General features: G+C 48.1%; 1 pseudogene. It reads right to left on the reverse strand.

The features are described from left to right. Positions 1 to 283: pseudogene (locus tag KDM89_RS22010) on the reverse strand (flagellar hook-associated protein FlgL); the annotation flags it as partial.

The raw sequence follows: 283 nt of genomic DNA on the forward strand, positions 1-283 counted from the left end.
GTAATTATGCCCAGTGAGATTTGCAGCGGTTAATGGATCAACTGCAGCGGTCGCCCCGGTTTTTCCCACATTAGAAAGATTCGGCACAATATTGAATTGTGCATTCGAGGTACGGATATTTCCAAACACCTCCATACCGGGTGCACTCAAGGGTAATTGCCGTGCCGAATCTGCCTGCAAATAACGCTGTCCCTGATCTCCGGTATAACTGGCACCGGCAATGGTTTTGGTAAATGGCGCTGTGGTGGTCGAAAATCCTGAAAAAAGGTAATTTCCTGTTCCG

Source organism: Cognatundibacterium luofuense, assembly GCF_018139685.1.
Classification (GTDB): Bacteria; Pseudomonadota; Gammaproteobacteria; order Burkholderiales; family Burkholderiaceae_D; genus Undibacterium; species Undibacterium luofuense.